At 43.7% G+C, this 19,346-nt stretch carries 18 protein-coding genes and 1 riboswitch; of the genes, 12 read left to right on the top strand and 6 right to left on the bottom strand.

From position 1 onward, the window contains the following. Window positions 1-30 precede the first annotated feature (30 nt). Window positions 31-1,458 carry an ABC transporter substrate-binding protein gene (locus HQN88_RS19285; RefSeq protein ID WP_216855758.1) on the bottom strand — a complete coding sequence of 476 codons (1,428 nt, stop codon included), beginning with the start codon at window positions 1,456-1,458 and terminating at the stop codon, window positions 31-33. Between the two features lie 206 nt (window positions 1,459-1,664). Between HQN88_RS19285 and HQN88_RS19290 the strand changes: the two genes are divergently transcribed. From HQN88_RS19290 to HQN88_RS19305, 4 genes are read left to right on the top strand one after another with little or no spacing between them, the layout of a single operon-like run. Continuing rightward, window positions 1,665-3,452 (top strand): sensor histidine kinase, encoded by a 1,788-nt coding sequence (locus tag HQN88_RS19290; protein ID WP_173115523.1) that lies wholly within the window; start codon window positions 1,665-1,667, stop codon window positions 3,450-3,452. Next, on the top strand, window positions 3,424-4,359 hold the full coding sequence (locus HQN88_RS19295; RefSeq protein WP_173115524.1) for a response regulator: 936 nt from the start codon (window positions 3,424-3,426) through the stop codon (window positions 4,357-4,359). Before HQN88_RS19290 ends, HQN88_RS19295 begins: the two co-directional genes overlap by 29 nt. Window positions 4,360-4,387: 28 nt before the next feature. After that, a complete protein-coding gene (locus HQN88_RS19300) occupies window positions 4,388-4,984 on the top strand; it encodes a helix-turn-helix transcriptional regulator (protein WP_173115527.1) in 597 nt (198 codons plus the stop codon). A 30-nt stretch (window positions 4,985-5,014) separates the two neighbouring features. Beyond that, on the top strand, window positions 5,015-5,932 hold the full coding sequence (locus tag HQN88_RS19305) for an aldo/keto reductase (protein WP_173115529.1): 918 nt from the start codon (window positions 5,015-5,017) through the stop codon (window positions 5,930-5,932). A gap of 113 nt (window positions 5,933-6,045) precedes the next feature. Here HQN88_RS19305 and HQN88_RS19310 read toward each other — a convergent pair whose 3' ends face one another. Both HQN88_RS19310 and HQN88_RS19315 read right to left on the bottom strand, forming a co-directional pair. Then, a complete protein-coding gene (locus tag HQN88_RS19310) occupies window positions 6,046-6,984 on the bottom strand; it encodes an aldo/keto reductase (protein ID WP_173115531.1) in 939 nt (312 codons plus the stop codon). A gap of 30 nt (window positions 6,985-7,014) precedes the next feature. Further along, window positions 7,015-8,010 carry a Gfo/Idh/MocA family protein gene (locus tag HQN88_RS19315; protein WP_173115533.1) on the bottom strand — a complete coding sequence of 332 codons (996 nt, stop codon included), beginning with the start codon at window positions 8,008-8,010 and terminating at the stop codon, window positions 7,015-7,017. Between the two features lie 133 nt (window positions 8,011-8,143). Here HQN88_RS19315 and HQN88_RS19320 point away from each other — a divergent pair, with 133 nt between their 5' ends. The 6 genes from HQN88_RS19320 to HQN88_RS19345 all read left to right on the top strand — a co-directional run bounded on the left by HQN88_RS19320 (window position 8,144) and on the right by HQN88_RS19345 (window position 13,630). Then, complete coding sequence (locus HQN88_RS19320; protein ID WP_173115535.1) at window positions 8,144-8,989, top strand: helix-turn-helix transcriptional regulator; 846 nt, start codon at window positions 8,144-8,146, stop codon at window positions 8,987-8,989. Window positions 8,990-9,089: 100 nt separating this feature from the next. Further along, on the top strand, window positions 9,090-9,725 hold the full coding sequence (locus HQN88_RS19325; RefSeq protein ID WP_246320329.1) for a DUF2238 domain-containing protein: 636 nt from the start codon (window positions 9,090-9,092) through the stop codon (window positions 9,723-9,725). 25 nt (window positions 9,726-9,750) lie between these two features. Then, the gene (locus HQN88_RS19330) at window positions 9,751-10,893 is read left to right on the top strand and encodes a lactonase family protein (protein WP_173115537.1); all 1,143 of its coding nucleotides are present in this window, start codon (window positions 9,751-9,753) and stop codon (window positions 10,891-10,893) included. A 517-nt stretch (window positions 10,894-11,410) separates the two neighbouring features. After that, entirely contained in the window at window positions 11,411-11,860 is a 450-nt protein-coding gene (locus HQN88_RS19335) for a MarR family winged helix-turn-helix transcriptional regulator (protein WP_173115539.1), read from the top strand. After that, complete coding sequence (locus HQN88_RS19340) at window positions 11,857-13,122, top strand: MFS transporter (protein WP_246320330.1); 1,266 nt, start codon at window positions 11,857-11,859, stop codon at window positions 13,120-13,122. The genes HQN88_RS19335 and HQN88_RS19340 overlap by 4 nt, the downstream gene beginning before the upstream one ends. Before the next feature lie 109 nt (window positions 13,123-13,231). Further along, window positions 13,232-13,630, top strand: coding sequence for a hypothetical protein (locus HQN88_RS19345; protein WP_173115541.1), 399 nt, complete (start codon window positions 13,232-13,234; stop codon window positions 13,628-13,630). Between the two features lie 72 nt (window positions 13,631-13,702). Here the strand turns inward: HQN88_RS19345 and HQN88_RS19350 are convergent, their stop codons facing one another. The 3 genes from HQN88_RS19350 to HQN88_RS19360 all read right to left on the bottom strand — a co-directional run bounded on the left by HQN88_RS19350 (window position 13,703) and on the right by HQN88_RS19360 (window position 17,588). After that, entirely contained in the window at window positions 13,703-14,050 is a 348-nt protein-coding gene (locus HQN88_RS19350) for a LytTR family transcriptional regulator DNA-binding domain-containing protein (protein ID WP_173115543.1), read from the bottom strand. Window positions 14,051-14,236: 186 nt separating this feature from the next. Then, complete coding sequence (locus HQN88_RS19355; RefSeq protein ID WP_173115545.1) at window positions 14,237-15,661, bottom strand: NAD(P)/FAD-dependent oxidoreductase; 1,425 nt, start codon at window positions 15,659-15,661, stop codon at window positions 14,237-14,239. A gap of 61 nt (window positions 15,662-15,722) precedes the next feature. Beyond that, a riboswitch (purine riboswitch) is annotated at window positions 15,723-15,821 on the bottom strand. 132 nt (window positions 15,822-15,953) lie between these two features. Next, on the bottom strand, window positions 15,954-17,588 hold the full coding sequence (locus HQN88_RS19360) for a PhoX family protein (protein ID WP_173115547.1): 1,635 nt from the start codon (window positions 17,586-17,588) through the stop codon (window positions 15,954-15,956). Between the two features lie 209 nt (window positions 17,589-17,797). Between HQN88_RS19360 and HQN88_RS38435 the strand changes: the two genes are divergently transcribed. Together HQN88_RS38435 and HQN88_RS19370 are read left to right on the top strand one after the other, a co-directional pair. Then, entirely contained in the window at window positions 17,798-18,799 is a 1,002-nt protein-coding gene (locus tag HQN88_RS38435; protein ID WP_216855760.1) for a phage tail protein, read from the top strand. An 11-nt stretch (window positions 18,800-18,810) separates the two neighbouring features. Then, window positions 18,811-19,335 (top strand): phage tail protein, encoded by a 525-nt coding sequence (locus HQN88_RS19370; protein WP_216855761.1) that lies wholly within the window; start codon window positions 18,811-18,813, stop codon window positions 19,333-19,335. Window positions 19,336-19,346: the final 11 nt, after the last annotated feature.

Here is a 19,346-nt window from a genome sequence, read left to right on the forward strand (position 1 = left end):
TACCATACTTTCAATTGATGTACGCTCATGTCACTTAGACTTGGTGTTCCAGTCTTTGTTCACATACAAGTTAAGATCGAGTCCGCCTGCAACCGCCTTATCAAGTGCTGTGTTATAGCGATTGGTTAAATCGGTAAGCACTTTAGAGACATCTGCATTTGCCGGCCCAGCAATGAGATTGATAATTGTATTTTGATAGGGCTGCCCTTCAATGGTAATGACACCGTCGGGTGGAGTAGGCGCGAAATAGGAATTAGATGTGTTCCCGAATTCAGCAGTTCCTGCTTTTTTAAAGCTAGAAGGTGCTTGAGCTTGGATATCTTGTCTTGCGACGAAATCGATTTCATTATTTTGAATCGCTTTCAGAACCTCGTCGCTGTGGAATAAGGCATAAACCTTCAGCGCTTTCTCAGGCATCTTTTTGGCACTAGGTCCAATACAAAGTACATCTGCGATCTGAGCATAGTTTTTATGTTTATCTGCTGGGTTCAGAACGGGTGTATCGGTGACGCCAAGCTCGAATTTCGTTCCGGTTTCTTTCCAAAACTTATCGAGTGCAGTGACATCCCAATTTACCCCTGGCAGCATCCCGATTCTTCCTGCAGCGAATTGAGCCATAAGCGAATCGTTATCCATCCCTTCCCCGCCGGGGAATATGCTGCCATCAGCTTTCATTTGGAGTATTTTTTTAATATTATCTGCAAAGTTTGTAAATGCGAATTTACCGGTAGAGAAGTCGAATCCCATGTTTCCAACCGAACTTGCAAACTGAGTAGCGAAGTACCATTTTCCTGATGAAGCAGAATCTTTCAAATGTACGCCGTATCCGTAAGCACTGCCTTTATTGTCTTGTGTAATTTTCTTTGCATAGGCAACGACATCATCCCAGGTTGCTGGAGGGGTAGTAAATCCAGATTTCTTCAGCAAGTCTTTGTTGTACATAAACTTCGTGGTCAACACTTTATAAGGAACGCTGTAGGATTTATCGTTAAACGTTGTATATCCTTTAATCAAAATGTCCTTATACGTACTCAGGAATTCTTTGCCTCCTGGCTGATCGTCAATCGGGAGCATCCATCCTGACTTTATGAAAGGTTCTTTGACTGTACCGACAAATTTATAAAGCTCTGGAGCTTGATCGGCTGCCAGTGCAACCTTTAAGATGTCGTCATAGTTGCTTCCATATACTTTGTATTCGATATTAATTCCATCTTTTAAGCCTTGGCCTCTGTTATAGTTCTCAACAATGGGATCCATAACGGGTTTGTAGGATGCGTCATTCGTCCACACTCTTACCGTTTCCATTTTTGTCCCGGATGCAGTTCCAGAACTACTGTTTGGTGAACTGCTTGTGTTAGTTGAACTGTTGGTACATCCAGCTAAAACACTAGTAACCAATACACCGCACAGACATGCGAGACTAAGACGGTATTGCGATTTTGAAAAGTTTGTTCTCAAATTGTTGCCCCCTTTGTGGTATTGTGAAGCGCTTTCGTATTTATGTTAGCAAGTTTATAAACGTAATAAAATATAAAAACTTGAGGGAAAAAGTTAAAAATGTTATGCAGTTGTATGCGCTATCTTGTGGCTATTTTAATATTGTTGTTATACTGAACTTGAACGGTGATTAATTGGAAAGGGGCCAGCGCCAGTGGAAATCACGTATGAATATTCGTAATCGTTTGGTGTTGTATTTCCTCGCATCTATCTTAGTGCCTTCTGTTATTATCACGGTTATCGTATACATGGGTTCAACCGGAATTATTAATAAGAAGATGAGTGAACTCATTGAGAAAAACTTGGATTCTGCACGGTTAATTGTGCAAGAAAGGCTGGAATTTATCAATGAGATGACCACCTTAATCTCGTTAAATCCAATGATCCAAGAGGTGGTGGGCGAGAGTCCGACGGAGGACCTATCCGATAATGTCAAACAAATTATTAAGTTGGATCGTGCCTTAGACAGCTATTATTTGTCCAATTATTATGCTTCCCCGATTTCCGCAATCGTACCTACGATTTATTTAATCAACAGGCCGGAATATCGCAAGTATGATATTTCTTCTAAGGTTCAAGATATTTCTAAGGTTGAGAATGAACCGTGGTATGTGAACAGCAAAAGCAAAAATTTTGTCATCGATGCTCGTCCTGATCACGATCATATCATAGTGGCAAGACGGATATTCAGTTTAAAGAATGCAGATAAGTATGAATATGCAGCCTTGGTTAAAATTGAGTTGGAAAATAAATCAATCAACAGTGTGCTTTCAAACTACAAGCCTTCACCAGAAAGTAAAATATATATTTTGGACCCTAACAATCAAATTATTCTGAGCAGCGACCCGTTATCCAAAATGGAAGAAAACTTTATTCGGAAACTAAATTTGAACGTGGGCCAATCACAAATTATGGATTCGGATGGGGGCAAAGTGCTCGTAACCTCCAAAATGATGGATAATATCAACTGGCGAATATTGAATATTACGAATTTAAGAGAAATTAATTCAGATCAGATTCGATTGACCCGAATTGTTGTAGTCATCCTCGTGATTTGTATGACAACGGCGCTTCTAGCAGCCTTCATCCTCTCACGTTATATCTCGAGTCCGATTACGAAGCTGGTAGCCTCTATGCGCACGGTAAAAGGAAATAATTTTGATATCCATCTTAAATATAATAAGAAAGACGAGTTCGGTTATTTGATCCGGCAGTATAAACAGATGATGGGTCAGATTAAAGATTTGATAGAGAAATTAACAATTAGCGACTTAAAAAAACAGAACGCCGAACTGATGGCTAAAGATGCGCAACTCCGATTTCTGCAGGCTCAAATTAATCCTCATTTTTTGTATAATACGTTAGATTCGATAAATATGTATGCCATCAAATATAATGCGCCGGTCATTAGCAATATGATTAAATCGCTAGCTAATTTCTATCGCTATTCGTTGAGCAAAGGCCGTTCAATCATAACGCTTGAAGAGGAAATCAACCATACCCATAGTTATTTAGAGATCCAATCCATGTGGTTCGGTTCGAAGCTGCATTATGAAATCGATATACCACGCGAATTCCGGAGAAGTAGAATCGTGAAGTTAATTATTCAGCCTTTAGTTGAGAATTCAATCATCCACGGTTTTCATCCTGAAACGATTCAATTGGAGATAAAGGTATCCGCTAAGCAAGTGGATGACAAGATTGTCATTCACATTACCGATAACGGCATCGGCGCTGACGTAGAAGCGCTTAATCAGTTGTTGGGATCTACGGAACCCAAAGAAAATTCATTTGCTATTCGTAACGTCCATCGGCGTCTTCAAAGCACTTTTGGAGAATCATATGGGATTAGGTACACAAAAAATAGGACCGAAGGGATCACGGTCGAGGTTCTGATTCCTAAGAATTATACTGCGGAGGATAACGATGTTAACAGTAGTACTAGCAGACGATGATTGCCTGGTTACTGAGATATTACATGAATCAATTCCTTGGGCCGAACTGGGCATGCAAGTAGTTGGCATTGCCGATCATGGCAAGAAGGCACTGGACTTATGTCTAGACCTTCGACCAGATATTTTGGTAACAGATATACAGATGCCATTTTGCAATGGGTTAGAAGTGGCGTTAGAGCTTATGGAGCAGGACATTCCAACGAAAATCATTCTGATAAGCGGTGTACAAGATTTTGATTACGCTAGGCTGGCGTTAAATGTGAAAGCAGCTGGATATATTCTTAAACCCATTCAGCTTAAAGAAGTGATTTCCGTATTAAAAAAAGCACGGGATGCCATTGAAATGGAATTTCAACGTGAACAGGTTATTCAGCGACTCACTTCGCAACTTTCAGAAAACATGTCTCTGATGCGAGATAAGTTTCTAACCAATCTTATTGTAGAGGGGATGGAAAGCGACGACGAACTTCAAGAACGCTTAGTGTATTTTAATTTGCCGTTTGCAATTACGCAAGACATCACGGTGGCAGTTGCCAAAATGGATGAGTACGAACATCGGGTGAGAAAAGAAGGCGTCGAGCGCGTACAGTTTTTTAACTTTTCCATTAGAAACATCATTGAACAAACATTAAATAACTTTCAAGCAGGCATTTGCTTTTCAACAAAAGATAATGAATTTGTCATTATTTTTGGCGAAGAGTACGGTTCTGAAGAAAAAATGAATCAAATTTTCGAGGGAATTGAACATCTGTTAATTAACTTCGGAGATATATCGCTTTCTATTGGCATTGGAAACTGTGTGAGTGTCAAAAAGGCGAATCTATCTTATAGTTGCGCTTGCAGTGCAATAAGCTACAAGTTTTATACCGGCAGTAATTCTATTATTCATATTAATGATATTAGTTGAAATAAAGCTAGGCGAATGTCCTAAAGTAATGAAATTATTTGAAGAGTATTACTCACTGCTTTCCAAAGTAAATCAATTTTCTAGGGAATATATTCAAGGCCGTTTTTTGGAATTGGTCATTGATGCTCACCGCGAGATTTGTGAAACCGAAGATGAGGTGGAGGAAGTAAATACAAACTATATGATTGCTTTGCAAGCGATTATGAGGGTTGAGTCTATTACAGAAATCAAACCGCATGTAAGCAAAATGCTAATCTGCATTGCTGACTACTATAGCGCTAAGTATAACAAAAAGCATAATACGCTAGTTGAACGAATTAAACGCTATGTAAACCAGCATTTTAAAGAGAATATTTCTCTAACAGAGATCGCTAGCGAAGTATTTATGTCTCCTACCTATATTTGTGCAGTTTTCAAACGCGAAACAGGACAAACGATAAATGAATTTATCATAGTCATAAAGATGAATTATGCGAAAAAGATGTTAGAAAGCACCAAATTGAAGATTATGGATATTTCTGAAGATTTGGGATATGAAAATTCTCAGTATTTCTCCTATTCCTTCAAAAAATATTTAGGGGAAACACCACAACAATACAGAAACAGTTGTGCTCAGAAAATATAACATTTTAATAATGAAATGGAGAATGCTATCGTGAAACAATTGGCTCTTGGAAAAAGTGATCTATTAACATCGGAGATATCCCTTGGCTGTATGCGAATTGCGGAAATGGAATCCTCAGAGGTTGCTCAATTAATCGGAGCTGCACTCGACGCACGTATTAACTTGTTTGATCATGCTGATATTTATGGAAATGGCAGGTCAGAAGAAGTCTTTGCGAAGGCTGTTGGTATGTTGCCGATTGCTCGAGAGGACATAGTTATTCAATCCAAATGCGGGATACGGAAAGGCTATTACGATTTCTCAAAAGACTATATTGTATCTTCTGTAGAGGGGATCCTGCAACGGTTGCATACAGATTATCTAGATGTGCTTATTCTGCATCGACCTGATACACTCATGGAACCCGAGGAAGTCGCCGAAGCTTTCGATCAGTTATATCATAGTGGGAAGGTCCGCCATTTCGGAGTCAGCAACCATAACTCCATGCAGATTGAATTGCTACACCGTTATTTGAATCAGAGGCTGATCGTCAATCAGTTGCAATTTGGTTTGGCATTCAGCGGTATGGTCGATACAGGGTTAAATGTGAATATGAATCATGATGCCTCCATAAATCGGGACGGCAGCATTCTGGAATATTGCAGAGTGAAAGAAATGACGATTCAAACGTGGTCTTCATTGCAATACGGTTTTTTTGCAGGAACTTTCTTGAATAATGATCTGTATCCGGAGTTGAACAAGACACTAAATCGGATAGCTGAAGTGAAATCTGTGACGAGCGCAGCCGTTGCAATCGCATGGGTACTCCGACATCCGGCACGGATGCAACCTGTTTTGGGAACTACCAATGCAATGCGACTAACCGAAATGGCAAAGGCGAGTGAAATATCGCTAAGCAAACAAGAATGGTATGAATTATATTTGGCAGCTGGAAATAAACTTCCTTGATCGGAAGAGGTTAGCAAAAAATAAGAAAAAAGTTGCGGACCGACGTTCCGCAACTTCTCCATAAACCATATATACGTTTTACACTATATCAATCAAGTATAACCCCGACTGAGCTACACCGTAGCCTCAGTCAAATCAAGCCAGGCTAGCTCCTGTGGCGACAGTACGAGCTCTGCGCCATCGCGGCAGGAGACCATCTCGGCCTCGCTGCGCGCTCCGATCAGCGCACACGCCGGGAACGGCTGGCTTAGCACGTAAGCGAGCGCGATTTGGATCGCGCTGACGCCTTTCTCCTGCGCGAGATCCTTTGCGCGCTGCAACCGCGTCCAGTTCTCGTCGCTGTAGAATACGCGAACGAGATCAGCGTTATCGCGGACTTCCGGCGAGAACCGGCCCGTGAAGAAACCGCGCGCCTGCGAAGACCACGACAGCAGTGGAAACTTCTGCTCTTCGTACCAGCGCAAGGCCTCGCTATCTGCTGACACGCAGCCAGCCCAGAACGGCTCATTTGGCTTAGCGAGACTGAGGTTAGGCGAGCTGAAGCTAAAGCCGACAAGGCCATGCTGTGCGGCATATTCATTCGCTTCCTGCAAACGCTGGTGCGTCCAGTTAGATCCGCCGAAAGCACGAATACGGCCAGCTTCTAGATGTTCATTCAAGGCTTCAACAATAACACCAACAGGTGTTGCCGGGTCGTCCCGATGTAAACCGTACAAATCGATGTAGTCCGTACGCATCCGATCTAAACTTGTCAGTAAGTCCTGACGAATGGCTTCCGGATTCACGCGAGGGCCGTTACTATCATGGTGAGCACCTTTGGTGAATATCACCATCTCTTCCCTTTTCCCCGTTTCTTCCAACCAAATACCAATCGCTTGCTCGCTTTGCCCACCACAATAAATATGAGCAGTATCAATCGTGTTCCCGCCTATAGCCAAATAATGATGGAGGATTTCACTAACTTCATGCGGGTTGTCTAGTTTGAAAAAGTCAGATCCCATTACCAACTTGGATACCGGTTTATCTAATCCTTTAATCTGAATATGCTTCATCTATGTTCTCCAGCCTCTCGGTTTGAAATATTAAAGCTGAACGCGAGCGCGTTCTGTTGCGGATTTCAAGCAAGCGTCAATAACTTTCAAATTCAGAATGGCATCATTTGCAGGGAAACGTTGCGCTTTTTCACCCCAAGCCGCATAGGCCATATCGTCAACCTGCAGGGCGTATTGGTTAAGGAAAGGAACTTTTTCTTCGCGCTGCTCGTTGCCAACATAAACTTGGAAATGACCGGATTCTTCGGTTGGTGTTACAAATGCGGATGGAATCACAATGCGTCCCTTGGATCCTAGAATCTCAAGTGTATTTCGGAACGATGCCCACATCCCGCAATCGAACGTGAGGGCAACATTGCCACTGAATTCTACAAGTCCAGACATCATCATATCGACGTTATCGTGCTCAGGTGAGAAGAATGCATGTGTGGTAACAGCCTCAGGCTCACGGTCTAGGAGATATCTAGCCGCACTTAGCGGGTAACAGCCAACATCATAGACTGAGCCGCCGCCCCATTCGCGGACGAAACGAACATTTTTGCTATCATTTGGATTACTGAATGTAAATGCACCGTGAATACCGCGAATATCTCCGATTTCGCCAGATTGCATGATTTCTTTCACACGCTCGTAACGTGGGTGATGGCGGTACATGAAAGCTTCAGCGAACAGTACACCAGCTTCTTCACTAGCGGTAACCATTTCCTGGGTTTCAGCTGCCGTCAGTGCAGCAGGTTTCTCACAGAGTACATGCTTTCCTGCTTGGGCTGCGCGTATCGTCCATTCTTTATGTAGATGGTTTGGAAGTGGGATATAGATCGCATCAATCTCTGGATCTGCAATCAATTCTTCATAGCTGCCATAAGCTTTCGGGATATCAAGCTTGGCGGCAACCTCTTGTGATTTTTCCAAATTGCGGCTGGCGATTGCGCTTACAACACCTGTTTGCGATTGCTGAATCCCCGGGATACAGGCACGGATGGCAATACCCGCGCAGCCTAAAATTCCCCAACGTAGTTTAGTCATGCTTGTATTTCTCCTTTTTCTAGCGGAATGTGTAACGTTATATTGCTATTATAAAATGAGTTATTTAAAATGAATATAACAATATATTGAATCGACTATCGTAATATTGTCATTAGAGATGAGGTCTTATTCGATGCGTAGACATGTTATGTTACCAAAGTTACAGCAATCCATGTATTTCATATTCCCAGAATCCGTAGGCTGGTATAGCGAAGAGCCCCAACATGAAGTCGAGCGGCCAGAGGGCGTATGGTCAACGTATAGTTTGCATTTTGTTATTTCAGGAAAAGGGTATGTGGAGATCGAGGGACAGTTATACACTTTGCAAAAGGGGGATGCCTTCTTATTCCCGCCCTATCAAGAGCAGCGTTATTACAGTTCGAAAGATGATCCATGGGATGTTCGGTGGGTGCATTTTTATGGGGATCAGATCAAGGAGTTCCTGTTGGAAAAGGGATTTCTGCGCAATTTGTGGACGTTAAAAAGAAGTGCTGAGCTTGAGAAAGCTTTCAATGAACTGCTTTTAGAAGGGGAAGCCCATCAAATACTTCGCCCTACGCAGTTGAGCACGTTGATGTATATGATTTTGTGCGAATTCATGAGCTATGCGTCACCGTTAACGGTCAATCGAGGGACGGAATCGGTGGATCGGATTCTAGCCTTGCTTCCAGAGATGCAGCGTAGAGCTTGCGAGCCATTTAATCTTGAGGAGTGGGCGGAGCTAACGGGCGTCACTACGTATTATTTTTGTAAAATATTTCGAAAAGCCACCTCGATGACGCCGCTGTCGTTCATTACACTTTGCCGAATCCAATTCGCTAAGCAGCGATTAATTGAGAAAGAAAATTGGCCGATCAAGGACATCGCAGGTGAGGCGGGGTATACGTCTGCGAGCTATTTCAATCAGCGATTTCATGAACATGAAGGCATGACGCCGAGTGAGTTCCGCAGCTTATATATGAAAGGCTCCTTCAGCTAAATCAGTGATCCCGGGCTTGGTACTAGTAAAAGTTAGTACTTTTGGAAGGCATGCTAGCACGGTACTCTTAGTCTGTAGAGACGATAAGGGGGCTGAGCAGATGCAAAATCAAGCGAATAAGAAACCTTTTCAAACCAATTGGATGCTGCATGTGATTCTGGTGGTGTGGCTGGGCGTGTGGGGATGGTTGGCGATTGCGCCGCATAGTCGTGGGGACTGGGTGTTAGAAAATCTGTTGACATGGGCTGCATTACTTGGATTCATTGCTACGTATAAGGTATTTACATTTTCAAATTTAACGTATGGCTTATTGGCGATTTTCCTGTTGTTGCATAGTGTAGGGGCTCATTTTTCATACAATGGGACGTGGTTCGATCCTTGGTTGCGGAGTTTATTCGGGTCTGAGCGGGATCACTTTGATCGGCTTGTTCATTTGAGTTTCGGATTGCTATGTGCCTATCCCATATTTGAAGGTTTGCGGTCATGGACAACACTTGGGAGAAGATGGATTTATGTGATGACGTGTGTTATCGTTTTGGCTATGGGTGCGTTCTATGAGCTTATTGAAATGTGGGTCGCCATGATCGTAGCACCTGAGATCGGTACTTTATTCGTGGGTGCGCAAGGCGATCCTTGGGATGCACAACATGATATGGAGCTTGCCCTATATGGTGCGATTATCGCGATGTGTGTGACGGCTTATGGGAAACGAAGGAAAGTGGAAGATTACTTATAGGGGAGAATGGGAGGCAGAGTTGGTAATGGCAAATGAGCGTGAGAGTGCGAATGCAGGTGCAAGTGAAAATGCACAGGCAAATACAAACTCAAATGAAAATGCACAGGCATATGTGTATGTTGGTTCATATACGGATGATCAGCATCCGGTGGGCATTTCTTTATATAGTTTTAATAGGCAGTATGGTAAATTGACGCTGGTTGAAACGTACAGCGATTTGCCGAATGCTTCGTTTCTAGCGGTGAACAAGGATAAAACCGTCTTGTACGCTGTAAGTGAAACGGTGTCATATGAAGGAAGATTCGGAGGCTCGGCAGCAGCCTATGCGATTGAAGCGGGTACGGGGAGATTGAGCAAAATCAATCAACAACCGGCAGACGGCTCAGCGCCTTGCTACATTAGCTTGGATGCTACGGGCCGCAGGGTGTATGTGGCGAATTACTTAAGCGGCGATGTGACGGTGTTTCCCGTTGAGGCTGGCGGCGGTTTGGGTGAACATACGCAGCTGATCAAGCATGAGGGCCAGCTTGGACCGCAAGCGGATCGCCAAGAAGCGCCGCATGCGCACTCGATTGTTCCGTCACCGGACAATCGGTTTGCTGTTTCGGCTGATCTAGGCATTGATCGGCTAGTCGTTAGCCGCATTGACGCGGATAGCGGGGACCTGCTGCCGCATGGCGGAGCAGCGGTCAAGCCGGGCGCGGGCCCGCGGCATGTGGTGTTTAACGCGGAGAGCACGCATGTGTACGCGATCAATGAGCTGGACAACACGGTGACCGTGTTGTCTTATGAGGCGGACGCGGGCCGCATGGCCGCGGTCCAGAACTTGTCGACACTGCCGGAGGACTTCGACGGTGTCAGCTATTGCGCGGACATCCACCTCGCAGAGGATGGCCGTTTCTTGTACGCATCGAACCGCGGACACGATAGTATCGCGGTTTATGGGGTCGACCGAGACAGCGGCACGCTGTCGGTCGTGGGTTGGCACTCGACGCGGGGGCAGTGGCCGCGGAACTTCGCGCTTTCGCCGCAGGACGAGTTCCTGCTCGCGGCGAATCAGAACTCGAACAGCATCGTTGTTTTCCGCAGGGATGCGGAGACAGGGATGCTGCATGAGACGGAGCAAACTGTAGCGGTATCGCGACCGGTTTGCGTGAAATTTCTATAAGATTCGCTGACGTGCAGCATTAGGCGCTATTGTTGAAAAAAGGAGGGGCAAGTTTCGACTTGCGCCTCTTTTTTTTGTGGCGTGAGCTGTAACCGTGAAAAACACGCTTACAGCTGTGGAAAGCGCCGAAAGCACCTGCCCCTCGTGCTGTAACGGTAAAAAACACGCTTACAGCTGTGGAAAGTGCCGAAAGCACCTGTTCCTCGTGCTGTAGTGATGAAAAACACGCTTACAGCTACAATAGTACCCAAAATCAACAGCCCGACGCGCTGTAACGGTGAAAAACATCACTACGATCACGAAATATGCTCCCCAACCCTAAGCGCTGCGACGATTAAAAAATCCGCCAAAAATTAGTTGCACATGCAACGTATTCGGCGTACACTAAATTAGTGGCAAGTGCAACGATTCGGAAGATCGATTAGTCAGGTTTAGTTAAGTAGTTGTTAGATGTTAGTTAGTTAGTTGTTAGTTAGTTTTAGTATAGCCATACATTCAGAAACAAGGAGGGGTTGCAATGATTGAAACACGAAATTCGATTCCACGGTGGGTCTCGCTAATTTACCGGTACGGACAGATGTATATCGGTGAGCATTTAAAGCGATTCGAGATAGGCAGAGGTCAGCATATTTTCCTCAATGCGTTGTATAAAGAGGACGGTTTAACGCAAGAAGAGCTGTCCGACTATTTGAAAATAGATAAAGGCACGACTGCGAAAGCGCTGAAAAAGCTAGAAGAGCAAGGTTACATAACGCGCACTGTCAGTGAAAAAGATAAGCGATGCTACGAGGTTTTATTGACGGATAAAGCTCGCGGAATTAAAGAAGATGTGCGGAAAGTACTTACCGATTGGCGAGAACGATTGACGTTCGGGATGTCGGATGAAGAGAAGGGGATGGCCCTTACGATTTTGGAGAAAATGGGTCATAATGCGGCTCACTTTGCTGAAGAAGAGGTAGGCCGATGAATATGAGGGCTGCGGGGGCTGTGTTCATTGATCGCCATTTCCATGCGTTGACACACAAGAATTATCGCTATATGTGGTTAGGGCAATGTGTTTCGTTGATCGGTACATGGATGCAAAATATCGGGCAGTCTTGGCTCGTTTTAACACTGACGGGATCGTCTCTCAAACTTGGGATTGTGGCTGCGTGCCAGTTCCTGCCGATTCTATTGTTTTCGCTGTTTGCGGGTATTATCGTAGATAAATTTCCGAAGAAGAAGATTCTTATACTCACACAGACGGTATCGATGATACTTGCCTTCGCGTTGGCCACATTGGTACTAACGGATACAGTTCGATATGAATATATCCTGGTCTTAGCATTGCTGCTAGGCTTAAATAATACGTTGGATATGCCTACAAGGCAGGCTTTTAATGTGGAAATTGTGGGGAAAGAAGATTTGATGAATGCGATAGCGCTCAATTCAACGACGTTTAATATGGCAAGGATTGTTGGTCCTTCAATTGGCGCAGTCATGATGGCCTGGTTAGGCGCAGGATGGTGCTTTCTACTAAATGGGGTCAGCTTTATAGCTGTGCTATATGGTCTGATTCATATTGAGGCAGCGCCCTACGTACGTAAGATGAGAGCGAAGGAAGGTATTCTGAAGGAAATTAAGGATGGTATCGTCTATATTGCCAAAGATCCAATTCTCTCACCAACTGTTTTGTTAGTAACCGTTATTGGGACGCTCGCTTTTAACTTTAATATTCTTATTCCTGTGTTTACCAAAAATGTCTTGCACATGGGAGAGACGACCTACGGTACGTTGATGTCTTGTTTAGGCGTGGGTTCATTAGCCGGGGCTCTAACTATGTCTTTTCGTAGTAAGCGAGGGCCGAAGCTGAAGTTGAGTATGGCAGCAAGCTGCATGGTGGCTATATGCTTAATTCTTAATGGACTGAGCGGCTCAGTTTGGGTCTGTGGTACACTACTTGCTTTCACAGGGTTCTTTAATATTTTATTCGCGACAAATAGTAATTCGGCACTTCAAATGTATGCGAAGGATGAGTATCGTGCTCGTGTTATGAGTGTGTATGCCCTTGTATTTGCGGGTTCTACACCGATTGGCAGTCTGTTCTCTGGGTTCATAGCGGATCGATTCGGAGCGAATGGCGCATTCGTTGCTTGTGGGGTTCTGACGGGGTTGCTCTGCTTATTCATCACTTGGAAGTATAAATCCTCACTATCAACACAATCTCTCAAGGAGCAGGAAATGGCTTAAAATGAGTTCATTCGACTATTTATATTATAAAGATTCTAGCATTTGGGTTGTCAATTAACTAGGGATTCGCTACAATATGAGGATAAGTTCATGTGTGAGGAGGGATCTTGTGCTGGGGATATGGAAGAAATGGATGCAGAAGCCAATGCAGGAACCGAAGCACACTGTGGATTACAAAACGATGGAAATCGACGTTGTCATTAAATGTTTTGTTTCGGATAAGGAGAAGCCGTTTCGAGTCATCTTTAAAGTTGAGAAACAAGGCTCTTTCTTTTCGAAAGATATTTTTGTGAAAAATGTGGATTCAAAAACATCCTATGAGCTCATTCATAACTTTTCCACGCTTGGCATGAACAATGAAGAGTTGAACAAGTATGAAAGCACAGATTATGCTGAATACAGCTTCGCTACGTTGGAAGAAGCCAAAAAAGTGAAAGATACAACCGTCGATTACATACGCTTTCTGATCCGCGAGCATCAACAAGAGACACTAGCGAAAATTTCATAATGCTGTAAGACAAGAAAGGAGCTAGCGATGAAATTCGCTTAGCTCCTTTTTTACGCTTAGATTTGACTGTGCTTATGCTTCAGCTTTTTGTTGTAATACAATTTCTTTCAGCCTATGTTGGCGAAGCTTCGTAATCGGCGTGTATTTGGATTCGGATCCTCTAACTTCGAAGAATACTTTGCCATCCTGAATATGTTGAATTTTACGAGTGTTCACATAACTATCTGTGTTTACTTTGAAAAAGCAGCTGTCTGAGGTTATACTCTGGATCTCTTCTGTATTAAGGCGTTTCTTGATATGGTAGTTCTTCCCATGAAAGGAGACTAGACCATGTTCACCAACGCGGAAATACATGATATCCTTTTCTAAAATAAAATCCTCATACGTATTCTGTACTTCGAGTTCGAGCGCTACATTCATTTTATTTGCCCCCTTCTTAAAATGATAACGCTTACATAACTTAAGACGGTTTTATCTTACCATAATATGTGAGGCAAGGGAAGGCTTTTTTCATAGTAAAAAACCAACAAAATTCTCCCTTTAAGGACGAATATGTTGGTTCTTTGCTGATTTTGACGAAAGAACTCTTATTTCCTCGGAAATAATTTACAGAGGAATGTTACGAGCAACCCATACGCCAGCAGCGCCTGCTTGTGCTAATCCCCGTGTAATACCTGCTCCGTCACCGCCACAGAAGAGACCTTGGATTTCCGTTTCAAAGCTTTCACTCAGCTTAGGTCGAGCAGAGTAAAATTTCGCTTCAACACCGTAGAAAAGCGTATGTTCGGATGCGATACCTGGGGTTACTTTTTCAAGTGCGTGGATCATTTCGATTAAGCTTTTCATCGTATTGTAGGGAAGAACGAGTCCAAGATCCCCTGGAACTGCTTCAGAAAGTGTGGGTTCTAAGAATCCTTCGCGTATCCGCTCAGCTGTGGATCGACGTCCTCGCATAATATCACCGAACTTCTGAACGATGACGCCACCGCTAGATAAGTCATTTGCGTGCTTACATATTTCTCTAGCATATTCATTTGGTTTGTCGAAAGGCTCCGTAAATTTATGAGAAACAAGTAACGCAAAATTCGTATTGGCGGATCCAAGCGCAGGATCCTTGTAGGAATGGCCATTGGCGGCCATAATGCCGCTGTGATTCTCAACAACAACATGTCCAGATGGGTTGCTGCAGAAGGTTCTAACACGTGTTCCAACCGATGTGTTATACACAAATTTACCTTCATACAAATGTTCGTTGATTTCTCGCATGACGACATCAGAGGTTTCAACTCGAACGCCGACGTCGACTTGATTATTGGACATTTTGAGTCGGCGTTTCTTGAGAACCTGTGTTAGCCAAGCCGAACCGTCTCGTCCTGGAGCCAGCATGACATAATTACTTAGGAGCTCCGTACCATCTTTTAAACGAATGCCTTGAATAACATGTTTATCTTCTTTTTTCGTTGTGATGATATCATCGACTTCTGTTTTGAACTGCATATCAATGCGGGTTTTCAAATATTCATAAATGGATTTGAGAATCATGAGGTTTTGTTCTGTACCCAAATGACGAACCTGAGCACGAAGCAGCTTCAAACCAGCGGCATAGGAGCGTTGCTCAATATCTTTTACGGCTTCTGTTGTAGGGTCCGTAATGTTTTCTGTAGCCCCATGCTGAAGATTGATATGATCCACATATCGGATCAGCTCCATGACTTTACTTGGGGCCAAATAATCTGTCATCCAGCCTCCGAACTCGGTTGTGATATTGAATTTGCCATCACTGTACGCACCAGCTCCGCCAAAACCGGAGGTGATCGAACATGCAGGGAGGCAACCAGAGAAATCCTTCTTACCAGCTGGAGGTGGGCAAAGTTTGATTTTATTTTCAAGAATCGGACAACTGCGTTTGTAAATATCGTGGCCTTTGTCAACGAGTAAAATGTTCGCACGAGGGTGAAGCAATGTCATCTCATAACAAGCAAAAATACCAGCAGGTCCTGCACCAACAACGATAAAATCATAAGCTTTCATAGCAGTAATCTCCTTTGGAACAGCTATTTTTGGACGCAAAAAAACCTAGCCACACGGGTATGCGAAAAAGAGCACCCGTCGTAGCTAGGAAGTTATGGCTTCCTCTAGAGACCCCCAAGCCAATCCTCAGGGATATACGAACGATTCATAGTAATGCGGCTGATAAGCGTTACCTTGACTATCATAATACGAACGTTATTTGTTGTCAATGCGTGAATGTTCGTGAATTTAAACGGAAATTGGCTTGCAAAAAAAGATCGTGTGCTTCATGCACACGATCTTTTTGTTTATTTTAACGAGTAATCATCACAACGGCTGAACGTGGGTTTTTGTCTCCAAACTTGTGCTGCCATTGGCTTGTCGGTTTGTCCGTTCCTGCGCCTGCTGAGCCAGGATGGTTGACAGACAGGAATATCGTATCCTGCAGTTCGGTAAAGGAAACACCGCTTAGCGCAGCTTCTGTTGGGGCAGAAGCAAATTGTTTTGTTTTATTGGCGGCACCTGAATGGTGGATGAGATACATGCCATTATTTTTAAATTCGGACCAAGCCCCAGTATTTAATTGATCAGTGGCAAGATCCGAACCGACCCAGAGGTTACCATTTTTATCAAAGGTTAAACTCGCGGGTGAACTAAAACCGCTTTGTCGTCCACCTGCAATGAACGTTTCGGATTCAAAGGTCGTGCTGCCATTTTCTTTTAGTCGGATGATCTGACCGTGAAGGTTGCCGCGACTAGTATTCTGCGTATAGGTGATATAAACAGATTTATCTACGGGATGCAAGGTAAGCTCTGCAGGCCGATCACATGGCGTAGCGCCTATAATTTGTGCTGCTTCATTCGCATAGGTAAGCACATCACTTTGGGATGTGAACTGCACAAGCAGGACTTCTTTTGATTTATACATAGACTCAGGTACTTGATAGGTGAAGCTTTGTAGCATTTTCCTGACATTCGAAAGGGAAAGTTCAACCCAACGACCTTGAATGAAATCCGCAGCATATAGAATGCCTTCGGTTAATAGGTTTTCGGTATCTTGGCCATCGCGCCATGTGTCTTTACTTACGTATTTGTATACAAAACCGCTTGGTGAATCTTCCCCCATATAAACAACAATTTGATTGCTCGCGTTCAACGTCATAGAGGCACTGCCGTGATGAAATCTACCAAGAGCCGTGTGCTTAACAGGTTTCTTCTGTTTGTTGAAAGGGTCGATCTCGACGATCCAGCCATAATGGGACAGTGCTAAACCGGCATCACGACAAGTGGCTTCAAAGTGATTCTCGCCAGTTAGTTGCGTGTTCCATAACGTTTTGGAGCCTCCACGGTTAGCGAATGTTCCTTGGACGCGAGTACCTCCGTTAACTGTTGATGTGCCTCTAGCCGGACCTGTCAGTTCAATGGGAGTTAAACCTGAAATTCGACGTGCTAACGGAGAATCGTCAACGAGCTTCCAAGACCCGAAGGCATCCTTCTTCAGATGTAATAAAGAGCCACCTTGCTCATAAAGCAGCTGTTTCTGTTGACCCCACTCGATAGGTTTTGAACGATCTATGAGCCAAGGATACTGACCTGATTCATGATTGACCCATAAGAAGGCTTCATTTTTTGAATTGGGAAATGGGAAGAAAGAGGTGTAGTTGCTATTAAAGCCAAAAGTATCACCACTATTGTTGATCGTATCCCCGTATGCCGCTATGACCCCATAGGAAAATCCGTTGCTTAAAAGAAGCTGATCCGCATCAGTCGCTGTATGTAACGTTGGGTTGAATATTTCCGGCAACTGCTCGTAGGCATCGTTGTCCTCTGAAGCGCTAGCTCTTTGTGTGAATGCCGCGAGACCTGTATAGGTGGAAGCAATGGAAACAGCACTTAAGCCTAAATATTGCAAGAAATGTCGCCGCGAAAATGTTTTTTTCGAGTCCATGATGGTCCTCCCGACTTGAATGAGCCTTTAATAGTAATAACATACCATAAATTTTAAAATATACATGTATTATTACCTATATTTTGCTAGAATAATAGAGGATATTGTCGAAAATTTACGAGAAATGAAAGACGCGGGCAGTTTGTCCGATCAATTGAATTGTTTATTTTACATATAAGCGTCTATTTGAAATTAGGAGGAAACATATAATGGCCTATACAGGTGAGATTAGAATGTTTGGGGGGAATTTTGCTCCGTATGGATGGATGTTCTGTCATGGTCAAATACTTCCTATTTCTCAATATGAGAGTTTGTTTTCTTTACTAGGAACCACTTATGGCGGAGATGGAATTAGTACATTTGCATTGCCTAATTTGCAGAGCAGAGTGCCGATACATGCCGGGAATGAGACAACATTAGGTGAACAAGGTGGTGTGGAAGAGGTGACACTCAACGTTAGTCAGATTCCTCCACATTCACATGCTTTCGGTGTATCGTCCAAATATGGAAGTACGAACACACCGGAAGGTAGTGTCTTAGCGAGATCAACACTTAATCAATTCACGGAAACTGCCGGAGCGACGCAAACTACAGGCATCCTCGAAAATGCTGGTGGTAATGGGGCACATTCCAATATTCAGCCATACTTGGCTATCAATTATATTATTTGTTGGAATGGAACGTACCCTAGCCAAGAGGGGGGCTTTCCTGAGTATGAAGAACCATTTTTGACTGAATTACGTTGGGTTGCTTTTAACTTTGCACCAGGTGGCTGGGTATTATGTAACGGTCAAACACTTTCCATTGCTCAGAATCAAGCTCTATTTGCTTTAGTAGGAACAACTTATGGTGGTAATGGACAAACGACATTTGTTTTACCCGATTTACAGAATAGGATCCCCATCCATATGGGGGAGGGGCATATAATTGGCGAGTCAGGCGGAGAGAAAACCCATACATTAACTACAAATGAAATGCCGGCCCACATCCATTCACTTAGGGCAAGTATGAACGCAGCTGATTCCAAAACCCTGGATAATCACACATTTGGTAAGACTACGACGAGTTCGTACGGGTATGTCGTGGATAGTGTATCGAACGGCGCAGTGCTTTCCATTAGTGGTGGAGGTCAAGCGCATGAGAATAGACAACCCTATCTATGTTTACATGCAATCATGGCAACGCAGGGGATTTTCCCTAGTAGAGATTAAGGAGAGGTATTATGGATCAATTCGTTGGAGAGATTCGAATTTTCCCATTTAATTTTGCACCTACAGGTTGGGCTCAATGTAATGGTCAATTATTAGCTATTGCGCAGAATACAGCTTTATTCTCGCTATTAGGCACAACATATGGAGGGAATGGCTATAATAATTTCGCCCTTCCCAATTTACAAGGAAGAGTTCCCTTGCACCCAGGACAAGGACAAGGTTTATCAATGTACGATCTAGGTCAGACAGCTGGTGATAAATCAGTAACGTTACTTGTTTCGGAAATACCAGCGCACGCTCATGCGATACAATATGGGACTTCTGGCTTCGCACATGAATCACCGACTGGCCATTTGTTAATGGATATTCAGGGTAGACGTGGGGCAGCAGCGTATACGGAGAAGACGAATTTGAGATCCATGGGTGCGGGGGCCGTTGCTCCAACTGGGAACAGTCAGCCTCATAATAATATGCAACCGTATTTGACGCTCAATTTTTGTATAGCTTTACAAGGTATTTTTCCACAAAGACCATAAATTGCATGAGT

The sequence above is a fragment of the Paenibacillus qinlingensis genome, from assembly GCF_013204845.1.
GTDB lineage: Bacteria > Bacillota > Bacilli > Paenibacillales > NBRC-103111 > Paenibacillus_E > Paenibacillus_E qinlingensis.